Origin of the sequence: Subtercola boreus (genome assembly GCF_006716115.1) — a bacterium.
Lineage (GTDB): Bacteria > Actinomycetota > Actinomycetes > Actinomycetales > Microbacteriaceae > Subtercola > Subtercola boreus.
Map to the genome: position 1 here is coordinate 378,579 of NZ_VFOO01000001.1, position 12,815 is coordinate 391,393.

Genomic DNA, 12,815 nt, shown 5'->3' on the forward strand with positions numbered 1-12,815 from the left:
CCACCCGGGCTGGCTGCTCCCTGACCCTAGGCTGGGTGCGTGAACAGCTCTGCAGCTCCCCGCGTCGCGGTCATCGTCGTCGCGGCCGGCAGCGGCTCGAGGCTCGGCCACATCCTGCCCAAGGCGTTCGTCGAGGTCGCCGGCCGCACCATCCTGTCCCGCTCTCTCGATCCGGTCTTCGCTCTCGCCGACGCGGTTCAGGTCGTCATCGTGGCGCCCGCCGACCGGCTGGCCGAGGCCGAACAGCTCGGGTCGGATGTCGCGGGGAGTGCATCCGCGTACCTGACGGTCGTGCAGGGCGGGGCGACCCGCCAGGAATCCGTCGCGCGCGGCCTCGCCGTGCTCAGGGCCTCCGTGCAGACCGTTCTCGTGCACGACGCGGCGCGCGCACTCACTCCCACGGCACAGTTCGACGCGGTCATCGATGCCGTCGCGGCATCCGGCAGGGGCGCGGTTCCGGGCCTGCCCGTGAGTGACACGATCAAGCGCACCGACATGCTCGGCATCGCGCTCGAGACCGTCGACCGCTCCGAGCTCAGCGCCGTGCAGACCCCGCAGGGCTTCCCGCGGGACCAGCTCGAGCGGGCCTACGCCGAGGCGGGCCACGACGCCACCGACGACGCCGCGCTCGTCACCGAGGCGGGATTTCCCGTCGCGATCATCCCCGGCGACCCGCTCGCCTTCAAGATCACCACGGCCTGGGACCTGCGGCGCGCCGAGCAGGAGCTCCAGCCCGCGACGGCCCTCGCCCTGCCGAGAACCGGGGTCGGGGTCGACTCCCACGCTTTCGCGCTGCAGCCCGACGAGCAGCCGCTCTGGCTCGCCGGCCTGTTCTGGCCGGGAGAGAACGGCCTCTCGGGCCACAGCGACGGCGACGCGGTCTCGCACGCGATCTGCGACGCCCTGCTCTCGGCCGCAGGTCTCGGCGACATCGGCAGCACCTTCGGAACCGACGATCCCCGGTTCTCCGGCGCCCGCGGCGAGGTCTTCCTCACCGAGACGCTCCGGATGCTCGGCGCCGCCGGGCTCCGCATCGGGAACGTCGCCGTGCAGCTCATCGGCAACCGCCCCCGTTTCGCCGCCCGGCGGCAGGAGGCCGAGAGCGTGCTGGCGGGCATCCTCGGCGCTCCGGTGAGCATTTCGGCGACGACGACCGACGGTCTCGGGTTCACGGGGCGTGCCGAGGGAGTGGTGGCGATCGCGACCGCGCTGGTGTACCCCGCGTAACGGAACCCCAGACCCTCGTAAACTAGCGCAGTGACTCTTCGCCTCTACGACTCTCAAGCTCGTACCCTCAGGGACTTCGTGCCCCTGGTACCCGGCCGTGTCGGCGTCTACGTCTGCGGGCCGACGGTGCAGTCGTCCCCGCACATCGGTCACCTCCGTTCGGCGCTCGCCTATGACCAGCTCCGTCGCTGGTTCAGCTACTCCGGCCTCGACGTCACGCTCGTGCGGAACGTCACCGACATCGACGACAAGGTGCTGGTCAACGCCGCCGCGTCGGGCGAGGAGTGGTGGGCGCTCGCCTACCGCACCGAACTCGAGTTCACCGCTGCGTACACCGCCATCGGGGTCATGCCGCCCACCTACGAGCCTCGGGCGACGGCGAGCATCCCGGAGATGCAGAGCATCATCGGCAGACTGGTGGATGCCGGACACGCCTACGCCGCAGCAGACGGTTCGGGCGACGTGTACTTCGACACCGTCTCGTGGCCGTCGTACGGCGAGCTGACCCACCAGAAGCTCAGCGACATGGCCTCCGCCGAGGACTCGGACCCGCGCGGCAAGCACGACGTGCGGGACTTCGCGCTCTGGAAGGGCCACAAAGAGGGCGAGCCCGCGACCGCGTCGTGGCAGAGCCCCTGGGGTGCCGGCCGGCCCGGCTGGCACATCGAGTGCTCGGCCATGAGCACCAAGTACCTCGGTACCCAGTTCGACATCCACGGCGGCGGTCTCGACCTGCGCTTCCCGCACCACGAGAACGAGCTCGCACAGTCCCGCGCCGCGGGCGACGCGTTCGCCAACTACTGGCTGCACAACGGGCTGGTCTCGGTGACGGGCCAGAAGATGTCGAAGTCCCTCGGCAACTCCGTCTTCGCCGCTGATCTGCTCGCCGCCGCGCGGCCGCTGGTCGTGCGCTACTACCTGGGCTCTGCCCACTACCGCTCCACCCTCGAATTCCAGGACGGCTCGCTCGCCGAAGCCGAGGCGGCCCTCGGGCGCATCGAAGGTTTCCTCGACCGTGCTGTGCGCCGGCTCGAGGGCACCCGCTTCTCGACGGACATCGTGGAGGTCGTCCCCGAGGCGTTCCGCACCGCGATGGACGACGACCTCGGTGTCCCCCAGGCGCTCGGCGTGCTGCACGAGGCCGTGCGCGACGGCAACACCGCCCTCGACGCCGAGGACTTCGCCGAGGCGGCGCGGCTGCTCGGGCACGTGTTCGCGATGACGAGCATCCTCGGAATCAACCCGCACGACCCCGCGTGGGCGAGCGACGACCAGAGCCAGACGGGCACGGCACTCAAAGCCCTCATCGAGCAGCTGCTCGAAGACCGACAGACCGCACGCAAGGCCCGAGACTTCGCCACCGCCGATCGCATCCGCGACGAGCTGGGGCAGGCCGGTATCACGATAGAAGACACCTCAACGGGTGCACATTGGAGTTTTGATGGCTAGTTCAGGCAAGAAGCCCGGCCGCCCCGGCGCCGTCCGGCGCACGAGCAGGGGGCCGGCCGTCGGGTCGGGCGGCCAGGGCCGCCAGGCCCTCGAGGGCAAGAAGCCCACGCCCAAGGCGGAAGACCGCCCGTACCATCCCGCGGGAAAGGCGAAGGCCGCCAAGGAGCGCTTCGCCGCCGCGGGCGGCAAGAGCAAGGCGGCGCCCGAACGGCGTTCGAACGAGCCGAAGATCGCCGGGCGCGGCGGCCCTGCGGCGCGCAACGGTTCGGCCCGGGGAGCGGTCTCCGGCGCGAGCCGGGGCGGCCCGCAGGAGCCGGCGCGCCCCCAGCGCCGCCCGCTCAGCCGCGGCGAGGACTCCGAGGTGGTGACCGGCCGCAACTCTGTGGTCGAGGCGCTCCGCGCGAAGATCCCGGCGACCGCGCTCTACATCGCCACGCGCATCGAGTACGACGAGCGCGTCAAGGAGCTCCTGCAGCTCGCGACGTCCCGCCAGATCCCGATCCTCGAGGTGATGCGTCCGGAGCTCGACCGCCTCGCCGGCTTCGACTCCGTGCACCAGGGTGTCGCGCTGAAGGTGCCGCCGTACGAGTACGCCCACCCCGACGACCTCTACGACGAGATCCTCGCCCGCAAGGAGGTGCCGCTGCTGGTGGCGCTCGACGGCATCACGGATCCGCGGAACCTCGGGGCGATCATCCGCTCGACCGCCGCGTTCGGCGGACAGGGTGTCATCGTGCCCGCCCGTCGCTCCGTCAGCCTCACCGCGTCGGCGTGGAAGACGTCGGCCGGTGCCGCGGCCCGCACTCCGGTCGCGATGGCTCCGAACCTCACGCAGTCCCTGAAGTCGCTCAAGGCGAAGGGTGCCTTCGTGATCGGCCTCGACGGCGGCGGAGACATGGCGCTGCCCGACCTCGAACTCGCCCGCGGCCCCATCGTGATCGTCGTCGGCAGCGAGGGCAAGGGCCTGTCCAGGCTCGTCACCGAGACCTGCGACGCCATCGTGTCGATCCCGATCAGTGCGGCGACCGAGTCGCTGAACGCCGGCATCGCGGCGTCGGTCACCCTCTACGAGATCTCCCGCACCCGCGCGCAGAAGTAGGGCACCGAAGGGACCCACATCGCGCCAAGGCCTCTGCTTCGGCGCGGTGTGGGTCCCTTCGTGCATCAGGACGGCCGGCCGGCGGTCAGACCGTGAGGCGCCAGTCGGCCTCGGGCTCCGCCGCGACATCCTCGGTCGAAGCGGACGCCTCGTCGTCGGGAACGGCACCCTTCTGCACGGAGATCGGGAGCGTGATCATGCCCGTCGGCGGGCCGACCACGGTCGCCTCGTCGCGGCGGTGGCGCAGGATGTCGTTGATGTAGGAGTTCAGCGCCTCAGCGAGCGGCACGTCGCGGCTCTCCTGCTGGCTCATGAACCAGCGGTGTTCGAGCAATTGGTGGAACACCTCCGCCGGTTCCAGCTTTCCCTTCAGGTCCCGCGGGATCGCCCGCACGACCGGCTCGAAGACCTTCGCGAGCCATTCGTGGGCGAGCATCTCCTCGTCGTACTCGCGGCGGCCGAACTTCAGCGTGTAGGAGTCGAGGTCGTTGAGCAGGCGCCGGGCCTGGTTCTCTCCGGCGTCGAGCCCGGTCAGGCGCAGCAGTCGGCGCTGGTGGTGTCCGGCATCCACCACCTTCGGCTGGATGCGCACCGTGTCGCCGTCTTCGTTCGTCTTGATGGCGAGTTCCTCGATGTCGAAACCGAGGTCGTTGAGGCGGTCGACCCGCTCGTTGATGCGCCAGCGTTCGGACGAGGAGAAGGACTCGCTGCCGGTCAGCTCCTTCCAGAGCGACCGGTAGGCGGCCACGATGCCGTCGCTGATGCGGATCGGGTCGAGCTCGTCGGCGACGCGGCCACCCGCCTCGAGGTCCATCAGCTCGCCGGCGATGTTGACCCGGGCGATCTCGAGGTCGTTCTCGCGTTGGCCGTTCGAGAGCCCGGTGGTGTAGAGCTGACCCGTCTCCGCATCGACGAGATAGGCGGCGAAGGATCCGGCGTCCCGGCGGAACAGCGTGTTCGAGAGCGAGACGTCGCCCCAGAAGAACCCGATGATGTGCAGGCGCACGAGCAGCACGGCCAGAGCATCCACCAACCGGGTCGCCGTGTCGGGGCGGAGGGTCTGCGAGAACAGCGCGCGGTAGGGGAGGGAGAACTTCAGGTGCCGGGTGACCAGCACCGAGTTGAGTTCGAGACCGTTGACGTCGGTGCGGTTGGTGATCACGGCAAGCGGGTCGACGCAGGGGATCTCGAGGTTCTGGAGGGTGCGGAGCATCGCGTACTCGCGCTTGGCCATCTCGTCGGTGGTCTCCTTGATCGCGATCACGTGGCCGCTGAGGTGCGCGAACCGCACCAGGTGCCGCGAGATGCCCTTCGGCAGCAGCGCGATGTTCGCTTCCGGCCACTCGTCGAGGGGCAGCTGCCAGGGCAGGTCGAGCAGGGCCGGATCGGCCGTCGCCGAAGTGATGTTCAGTGAGCCGCTCATGGATGCTCCTAGCGAGGTGTGCGCGGGTGGGAAGTCGATCGGCCGCCGACGTGAGCGGTCGTGCTCTTAAACACGTCCGGGCCTGCCGAAGTGACGCAGCAGGCCCGGACGAAGTGCAGATCGTTACGCGTTGACGACCGGCTTGTTGCCGACGCGCTGGCCGCTCTCGACGTCGAAGAGGTGCAGGTGGCCGGGCTTCGCGGTCAGGTAGACCTTCTCGCCGGCGTTCGGGTGCACGCGGCCGTCGACGCGCGTGACGAGGTCGGTGCGGCGGCCGTTGATCTCCGCGTGGCCGTAGAGGTAGCCGTCGGCTCCGAGCTCCTCGATCAGGTCGATGTCGACGGGGAGGCCCTCGCCGAACTGCGACGCGACGACGATGTCCTCGGGGCGCACACCGATGGTGACCGTCTTGCCGCTGATCGAACCGAGCAGTTCGCGCTCGACGGGGATGACCGAGGTGCCGAACTGCACACCGCCGTCGACCACGTCCGCGACGAACAGGTTCATCGCGGGGCTGCCGATGAAGCCGGCGACGAAGACGTTCTCGGGCTTCTCGTAGAGGTCGCGCGGGGTGCCGACCTGCTGCAGCAGGCCGTCCTTCAGCACGGCGATGCGGTCGCCCATGGTCAGGGCCTCCGTCTGGTCGTGGGTGACGTAGACCGTGGTGACGCCGAGGCGGCGCACGAGCGAGGCGATCTGGGTGCGGGTCTGCACGCGGAGCTTCGCGTCGAGGTTCGACAGCGGCTCATCCATCAGGAACACCTGGGGCTGGCGCACGATGGCACGGCCCATGGCGACGCGCTGGCGCTGGCCACCCGAGAGGGCCTTCGGCTTCCGGCCGAGGTAGGGCTCGAGGTCGAGGAGCTTCGCCGCCTCGAGAACCCGCGTGGCCCGCTCGTCTTTGTTGACGCCGGCGATCTTCAGGGCGAAGCCCATGTTCTCGGCGACGGTCATGTGCGGGTAGAGCGCATAGTTCTGGAAGACCATGGCGATGTCACGGTCCTTCGGGGGAACGTCGGTGACGTTGCGCTCGCCGATGAAGATGTTGCCCGAGTTGACCTCTTCGAGGCCGGCGAGCATTCGGAGGGAGGTCGACTTGCCGCAACCGGAGGGGCCGACGAGAACGAGGAACTCGCCGTCGGCGGTCTCGAGGTTCAGCTGGTCGACAGCCGGCCTTGTGGAACCCGGGTACAGGCGGGTTGCGTGGTCGAATGTTACAGACGCCATGATTTCTTCTCTTCCTTCACCGGCAGGTACGTGCCGGACGATCCGTTGTGATGGATGGCGGGACAACGACATCGGTGACCCGCCTCCCAGTATGACACGCCAGCCGTTTACCGCATTCTCAGTCTGGTTCATTACTATCGGTGGATGCCCGAAGACAGTCGCCAGAACAAGAACCAACGCCGCGAGGCAGCCCGGGAGAAGGCGAAGCAGCTGCGTGAGCAGCAGCGACGGAAAGACATTCGCAACCGCGCGATCCTCTTCAGCGGCCTGGGCGTCGTCGTCATCGCCATCGTGGTGTGCGTCGTACTGATCGTCGCGAGCTCGGCGAAGCCCGCCGGCCCGGGCCCGCTCAACATGGCCAGCGACGGCATCAAGATCAGCCAGGGCAACGTGGCGGAGACGACGCCGGCCCTCGCCGACGGCCAGCAGCCGACGCCGAGTGCCACCAACGCTGCCGGTGTCATCGACATCCGCGTCTACATCGACTACCTATGCCCCTACTGCGGCCAGTTCGAGTCGACGAACCTCACCCAGATCGGCAAGTGGATCGACAGCGGCGCTGCGACGTACGAGATCCACCCGCTGGCCCTCCTCGACCGCTCTTCGCAGGGCACCAGGTATTCGAGTCGGTCGGCCAATGCTGCCGCCTGTGTGGCGAACTACTCGCCGAACAACTTCTACGATTTCAGCGCCCTCCTGTTCTCGAACCAGCCGCAGGAGAGCACCACCGGGCTTGACGACGCGACTCTGCAGGACCTGGCGAAGCAGGCCGGTGTCGGCTCGGTCGACCAGATCAACACCTGCATCACTGACGAGCAGTTCAAGGGCTGGGTGAGCGATTCCACCACCCGTGCCACGACCGAACCACTGCCGGGTTCCACCCTCGCCAAGGTGACGGGCACTCCGACCGTGCTGGTCGACGGCCAGCAGTACCAGGGCTCGCTGACCGACGCGAACGCCTTCGCGAACTTCGTGCTGCAGGTCTCGGGCCAGACGTCGTCGACGTCGACGCCCACCCCGACACCGACGCCGTAGCGATCAGCGCTGGAGGCGTTCCCCGAACGCCTCCAGCGCACCCTCCACGCGCTGTGCGGACCCGGTGTCGGCATGGCTAGAATGGGGTGTTCCATCTGCCGGCGTGGCGCAATTGGTAGCGCACCGCTCTTGTAAAGCGGGGGTTGCGGGTTCAAGTCCCGCCGCCGGCCCCCTGTCAAACACTCGCACTGTCCCTGCATCACCCCAGTTCAAGCAGCGCCGACGGAGGCATGCGATGAGAACCTTCCCCCGGGCTGGGCTGGTGCTCTCCGGGCTGGTTCTGCCTGCTGTGCTTCTCAGCGGCTGCGCGGCTTCACCGGGGCCGGCTCCAGCATCGGCCGGAGCGACCGCGGCGGCCAGTTCCACGACGGAGGCCAGCTCCACCCCGACGGCCGGCGTGCCCCGCGGAACGTCAAGCCCCTCAACGCCGACGGCCACTTCGGGCGCAGCCCCCGCCGCTGCCATCCCGACCGACTGCACCGACCTCATTGCTTCGTCGCCCTTCACCGACTCGTTCGGCGCGTGGCCCCTGAACGACACCGCGGTGATCGGAGCGCCGGGCACCGAGTACTCGTATCCCGCCGGGTCGACCGTCCCGACTCCGGCGGCGAGTGGTGCGACCGTCGCCGAGACGCTCTCGGCCGCGACCCAGCTCCGGTGCGTCTGGCGCGACCCCCGGGCTGACATCACCTCGATGACGATCGAAATCGCGACCGTCGATCCGGCCATCGCGACGGGATACCTCGCGAGCCTGCCGGCACTCGGGTACACCTGCTCGCCGACGACGGCAGGCGCAGGCGCAGGCCTGGCATGTCTGCTCACCACGACCGACCCGAAGTACAGCGTCGACGTCGGCAGCACATCCTTCCTCCGTGGTGACACGTATATCCACATCAGCCAGGCGAACGTCCAGACGCCCGGCCTCTTGGCCCTGCTCGAGTCGAGGCTCTGGGCCTGACGCCTCTCGCCGCATCCGGCCGGGGTCCGTTCGTCCCGCTGCCGGAGGCGAGGGTCACGGGCGGCCGGGCCCGCCCTTCTCGTCGACGAGTCCACCCGAACCGAGGGCCCGCTCGACCGTGATCTCGATCACCACGCGCCGGGGGTTCACCCCGGGCTGCCGGTACCGGCCGGCATAGAGCTCGACCGCGTGCGCCACCGCCGCGGCATCCCGCACCACGCATGACGGGCCCTGGAAGCTGAGCCAGCGCCCGCCGTCGACCTGCGCCACGGAGGCCTGGCCGCCGCGTTCGGCGTTCCGCACCTTCTGGGTGCCGTCGGAGGTGATGATGCGGGCGATGCCGTCTTCGAGCGTGAAGCCGACGGGCACCGAGTGCAGCCGGCCGGTCGGCCCGAGGGTCGTCAGGATGGCGAGGTGCCGGTCGGTGACGAAGACGGTGCCCGCTTCGGAGAGTCGGATGCCCGGCTCAGTGCCCGCGCTCATGCCGCCGCCCCGCTCTGCTGCTCGCCCTGCCCGGCGCCCGCCCGTGGATTCTCTGCCGCACCGAGCCGTTCGACCAGCACCACCCCGTCGTCGAGGGTCGCATGCTCGCCGTGCGGATCGACGACCGCACGCGTGCGCGCCTCGCAGCTGATCGTCCGCCACGAGGCGGGGTCGAGGGCGAGCGACGCCAGCACCTCCTCCGGTGTGACGAAGTGCACGTCGGGCTGGTCGTGTCCGACCCACGAGGGCAGCCCCGAGTGCCCGACGATGAGCAGCCGGCCTCCCGGCGCCACCGCGGCGGCCGCGGCACGGAGGATCTCGGGCCTCGGAAGCTCGACCGGCGAGTGCAGGAACTGCGCGGACACCAGCTCGAACTCGCCCGTCGGGAAACCTGATCCGAGGTCCTGCTGCTGCCACGTTACGGAACCACTCACCCCGGCAGCCTCCGCCGCGGCACGTGCCCGGTCGAGAGCGACGCCCGAGACATCCACCCCTGTCACCTGCCAGCCCCGCCCAGCGAGCCAGATCGCGTCGGCGCCTTCGCCACAGCCGACGTCGAGCGCGCGACCGGGTGCAAGCGCGGAGACCTCGTCGACCAGCACGGCGTTCGGCCGGCCGCTCCAGATCTGCTCGCGCTGCCCGTAGTGCTCGTTCCAGAAGGTCTCGGTCGACGGATGCCCGGAGGGGTCCGACGCGTGTTCGTGGCTCATTCGCCCATCCTCTGCGCCCTGCCGCGACGGTGCAAGTCCGCTTGCCGAAACGGCACGGCCAGCCCGCGTGCGTTAGCGTTCTGTGGATGCGATGGTCGGCAGACGAGGTGGACGGTTCAGGTTCTGATCCGTCCTCTCCGGGGTCACCCCGGGGTACGCAGGCCGACTCAGGCACTTCGCCGCAGGCGTCTCACCGCACTTCGAGCGGCCGAACGCCCGCACAGACGCACAGGTCGTCTGCCGGCCATCGCATTCCTTCTCCGACCTCGGCTGCGGCCGTACTCGGCCGTCGACCCCGGGTCACCGACGAGGCGGTCGCCACTGCGCTGGCCCTCGCCCTGCTCGCCGAACCCTCGTGGTCTGCCGAACGGATGCTCGGGGCGACCCAGTCCGTGTTCGGGGTGCGGCACCGGTGGTTGCCCGCGCTCGTGAGGGAGGTGCTCGTGGTGTTCCGAACGGCGCCTGTGGATGCTCCGCGGGAGCTCGCTGCGGTCATCCGCCGCTCGGCGGCACTCACCGGCGCTCTCTCCCGGGCCGGGGAACGCGGACGCCCGCTCGCGATCGCGCACTATCCAGTGGGGGAGGCGGAGCATCCGGAGCCGGCGCCAGCCGCCGAACCCGCACGCGCCTCCGCCTCCGCCTCCGCCTCCGCGCCCGAACCCGCACGCGCCTCCGCCTCCGCCGCTGAGCCCCCGCCCGCCCCCTCCGCCGCTGAGCCCGCACCCGCCCTCTCCGGCGCTGAGCCTGCACCCGCCGCCTCCGCCCTCGTGCCCGTGCCTCCGCCCGCTCTCGCGCTGCCCCTCGAGCCGCCGTTGCCGCCGCCGATGCCGCTGCCGCGCACCCTCCCCGCCCTCGCCGCCCTGCTCGACGTCACCGCGGGCGAGCTCGACTGGCTCGCCGACACCGGCGGCTGGAACCGGCGCGCCCGCGAGGGCCCACTGCACCACTACCGGTACGAGTGGCGCACCCGGCCCGGCCGCGTGCCCCGGCTGCTCGAAGTGCCGAACGAGCGGATGCGCACCGCGCAGCGCACGCTCCTCGCTGAGGTTCTGGGAGGTCTGCCCCTGCACGACGCAGCGCACGGCTTCGTCCTTGGGCGGAGTGCCCTCACGGCCGCGGGCCTGCACACGGGTACCGACGTGGTGATCACGCTCGACCTGGTGACCTTCTTCACCCGCGTCACGGCGGGGCGCGTCTATGGCACCCTGCGGCAGGAGGGGGTGCCCGAGCGTGTCGCCCTGGCGCTCACGGGCATCGCCACGAACCGCGTTCCGCCGAGGGTGATCGGGGCGATGCCGCCGGGCGGGGATCCCGGCGAGCGGTTCGCGCTCCGCCAGGCCCTCGCAACCGCACACCTGCCCCAGGGCGCGCCGACCTCGCCGATGCTGGCCAACCTCGCCATCCGCCGTCTCGATTCGAGGCTCGCCGGGTTCGCCCTGGCTGCGGATGCCCGCTACACCCGCTACGCCGACGACCTGACGTTCAGCGGGCCGCTGCCGCTCCGCCGCAGGGCAGACGCCTTCCTCCGCGGCGTCACCCGGATCGTGGTCGACGAAGGGCACACGGTGAACCGCCGCAAGACCCGGGTGCGCCCGGCGGCCACGAGCCAGCGGGTGACGGGAATCGTGGTGAACGAGCGCACCGCCCTGCCGCGGGCGGAGTTCGACCGGCTGAAAGCGATTCTGCACAACTGCGCGGAGCACGGCGCGGCGTCCCAGAACCGCGCAGGCCTGGAGGACTTCCGCGCGCATCTCCTCGGCCGGATCTCCTGGGCTCGCGCCCTCAATCCGGTGAAGGCCGAGCGCCTGCAGCGCGAGTTCGACCGCATAGTGTGGTGACCCCGTCGCCCACCAGAGGCGGCCCGCGGAGGGCTGCCGCAGGACGATGTTTGAGAGTGGGAGTCTGCTGAGCATCCGCCCTTCCTGACAGCGCCGCCACCCGCTGCGGGGAGCCGGTGACGTAACGTCATCAGAGGTTGCCCCGGACCACGGTCGCCATTCCCCAGAGAGTGGTCGGTTCACCGCAGGAGACCACTCACTCGCCCCACCTCGAAATGAGGCTCACCGTGAGCGCAACTGTCCCGTCCGCCGTGCCTGTCCCCGCCTCGAAAGTGCTGTTCACGCGCACGAAGCCGGGCGGCAACCGGGTCAATCCGACGACCGAGTACTCGGCTCTGCTACGCACGGTTCGGGATGCCGGACTGCTCCGTCGCCGACGCGGCTTCTATGGTCTGATGTTCGGCATCCTCGTCGCCGCGCTCGGCGGTGTCGTGACCGGTTTCGTGCTTCTCGGCGACTCGTGGTTCCAGCTGCTCATGGCGGCAGCGCTCGGGCTCATCCTGACCCAGTTCGCGTTCCTCGCCCACGAGGCATCCCACCGGCAGGTGTTCGAGTCGGGCAAGGCGAACGACCTCGCCGGCCGCACCCTTGCGAACCTCTTCGTGGGCATCAGCTACAGCTGGTGGATGACGAAGCACTCGCGTCACCACGCGAACCCGAACATCATCGGCAAAGACCCCGACATCGACAGGGACTTCGTCTCCTTCACCGAGGAGGACGCGGCGGCGACGAAGGGCATCTCCCGCTGGCTGACCAAGCGCCAGGGGTACATTTTCTTCCCGATCCTCGTGTTCGAGGGCCTGAACCTCCACCTGCACGGTTTCCGCACCGTCTTCGGTCGGGGCAAGGTCGACAAGCGCACGGTCGAGATCATCATGCTGCTCGCCCGGATCGGTGCCTACCTCGCCATCGTCTTCCTGGCGCTCCCGCTCGGCATGGCCTTCGCCTTCGTCGGCGTGCAGCTGGCTGTCTTCGGCGTCTACATGGGGTCGTCGTTCGCGCCGAACCACATCGGGATGCCCGTGCTTCCCCGCGATTCGAAGGTCGACTTCCTGCGCCGCCAGGTGCTCACCTCCCGGAACATCTCCGGCGGCTGGTTCATGAACTTCTTCATGGGCGGCCTGAACTACCAGGTGGAGCACCACCTGTTCCCGAACATGCCGCGGCCGGCGCTGAAGCACGCCCAGCAGATCGCCCGCGAATACTGCGAGACGCACACGATCCTGTACACCGAGACGACGCTGTTCGAAGCCTACGGAGCGGTCGTCGGTCACATGAACAAGGTCGGACTCGCTGCGGCGAAGAATGAGTTCATGTGCCCGGTGGGTTCGGCGTACGGGCGCTGATCGATCCTGGGGCGACCCGC

General features: G+C 69.7%; 11 protein-coding genes and 1 tRNA gene. 8 read left to right on the forward strand and 4 right to left on the reverse strand.

Annotated elements, in window-relative coordinates; all coding sequences use genetic code 11:
* Positions 1-39: 39 nt before the first annotated feature.
* The 3 genes from ispD to rlmB are packed head-to-tail and all read left to right on the forward strand — an operon-like array spanning position 40 to position 3,775.
* Entirely contained in the window at positions 40-1,227 is a 1,188-nt protein-coding gene (ispD, locus tag FB464_RS01845; protein ID WP_116415371.1) for a 2-C-methyl-D-erythritol 4-phosphate cytidylyltransferase, read from the forward strand.
* 30 nt (positions 1,228-1,257) lie between these two features.
* On the forward strand, positions 1,258-2,676 hold the full coding sequence (gene cysS, locus FB464_RS01850; RefSeq protein WP_116415370.1) for a cysteine--tRNA ligase: 1,419 nt from the start codon (positions 1,258-1,260) through the stop codon (positions 2,674-2,676).
* Complete coding sequence (gene rlmB / locus FB464_RS01855) at positions 2,669-3,775, forward strand: 23S rRNA (guanosine(2251)-2'-O)-methyltransferase RlmB (RefSeq protein WP_116415369.1); 1,107 nt, start codon at positions 2,669-2,671, stop codon at positions 3,773-3,775. The genes cysS and rlmB overlap by 8 nt, the downstream gene beginning before the upstream one ends.
* An 85-nt stretch (positions 3,776-3,860) precedes the next feature.
* Here the strand turns inward: rlmB and FB464_RS01860 are convergent, their stop codons facing one another.
* Both FB464_RS01860 and FB464_RS01865 read right to left on the reverse strand, forming a co-directional pair.
* On the reverse strand, positions 3,861-5,198 hold the full coding sequence (locus FB464_RS01860) for a DUF4032 domain-containing protein (protein WP_116415368.1): 1,338 nt from the start codon (positions 5,196-5,198) through the stop codon (positions 3,861-3,863).
* Between the two features lie 123 nt (positions 5,199-5,321).
* Positions 5,322-6,425, reverse strand: a complete 1,104-nt coding sequence (locus tag FB464_RS01865; protein ID WP_116415367.1) for an ABC transporter ATP-binding protein — start codon at positions 6,423-6,425, stop codon at positions 5,322-5,324.
* Between the two features lie 144 nt (positions 6,426-6,569).
* On the opposite strand from FB464_RS01865, the gene FB464_RS01870 reads away from it, so the two are divergent.
* The 3 genes from FB464_RS01870 (at position 6,570) to FB464_RS01880 (ending at position 8,418) form a co-directional block, all read left to right on the forward strand.
* Positions 6,570-7,460 carry a DsbA family protein gene (locus tag FB464_RS01870; protein WP_116415366.1) on the forward strand — a complete coding sequence of 297 codons (891 nt, stop codon included), beginning with the start codon at positions 6,570-6,572 and terminating at the stop codon, positions 7,458-7,460.
* Between the two features lie 97 nt (positions 7,461-7,557).
* Positions 7,558-7,630, forward strand: a tRNA-Thr gene (locus tag FB464_RS01875).
* Positions 7,631-7,695: 65 nt separating this feature from the next.
* Positions 7,696-8,418 (forward strand): hypothetical protein, encoded by a 723-nt coding sequence (locus FB464_RS01880; protein WP_116415365.1) that lies wholly within the window; start codon positions 7,696-7,698, stop codon positions 8,416-8,418.
* Positions 8,419-8,472: 54 nt separating this feature from the next.
* On the opposite strand, the gene FB464_RS01885 is transcribed toward FB464_RS01880, so the two are convergent.
* Positions 8,473-8,901: a pyridoxamine 5'-phosphate oxidase family protein gene (locus FB464_RS01885; RefSeq protein ID WP_116415364.1), complete on the reverse strand. Its 429-nt coding sequence runs from the start codon at positions 8,899-8,901 to the stop codon at positions 8,473-8,475.
* Positions 8,898-9,611: an SAM-dependent methyltransferase gene (locus FB464_RS01890; RefSeq protein WP_116415363.1), complete on the reverse strand. Its 714-nt coding sequence runs from the start codon at positions 9,609-9,611 to the stop codon at positions 8,898-8,900. Before FB464_RS01890 ends, FB464_RS01885 begins: the two co-directional genes overlap by 4 nt.
* 86 nt (positions 9,612-9,697) lie before the next feature.
* Here FB464_RS01890 and FB464_RS20390 point away from each other — a divergent pair, with 86 nt between their 5' ends.
* Complete coding sequence (locus FB464_RS20390; protein WP_211327381.1) at positions 9,698-11,449, forward strand: reverse transcriptase family protein; 1,752 nt, start codon at positions 9,698-9,700, stop codon at positions 11,447-11,449.
* 227 nt (positions 11,450-11,676) lie between these two features.
* Positions 11,677-12,795, forward strand: a complete 1,119-nt coding sequence (locus FB464_RS01900) for a fatty acid desaturase family protein (protein WP_246092877.1) — start codon at positions 11,677-11,679, stop codon at positions 12,793-12,795.
* The last annotated feature ends 20 nt before the right edge of the window (positions 12,796-12,815 follow it).

What these genes read in the sequence shown, in the direction of transcription:
- rlmB (WP_116415369.1), top strand. Translation starts at nt 2,669, where the DNA reads ATGGCTAGTTCAGGCAAGAAGCCCGGCCGCCCCGGCGCCGTCCGGCGC.
- FB464_RS01860 (WP_116415368.1), bottom strand. Translation starts at nt 5,198, where the DNA reads ATGAGCGGCTCACTGAACATCACTTCGGCGACGGCCGATCCGGCCCTG.
- FB464_RS01865 (WP_116415367.1), bottom strand. Translation starts at nt 6,425, where the DNA reads ATGGCGTCTGTAACATTCGACCACGCAACCCGCCTGTACCCGGGTTCC.
- FB464_RS01870 (WP_116415366.1), top strand. Translation starts at nt 6,570, where the DNA reads ATGCCCGAAGACAGTCGCCAGAACAAGAACCAACGCCGCGAGGCAGCC.
- FB464_RS01880 (WP_116415365.1), top strand. Translation starts at nt 7,696, where the DNA reads ATGAGAACCTTCCCCCGGGCTGGGCTGGTGCTCTCCGGGCTGGTTCTG.
- FB464_RS01885 (WP_116415364.1), bottom strand. Translation starts at nt 8,901, where the DNA reads ATGAGCGCGGGCACTGAGCCGGGCATCCGACTCTCCGAAGCGGGCACC.
- FB464_RS01890 (WP_116415363.1), bottom strand. Translation starts at nt 9,611, where the DNA reads ATGAGCCACGAACACGCGTCGGACCCCTCCGGGCATCCGTCGACCGAG.
- FB464_RS20390 (WP_211327381.1), top strand. Translation starts at nt 9,698, where the DNA reads ATGCGATGGTCGGCAGACGAGGTGGACGGTTCAGGTTCTGATCCGTCC.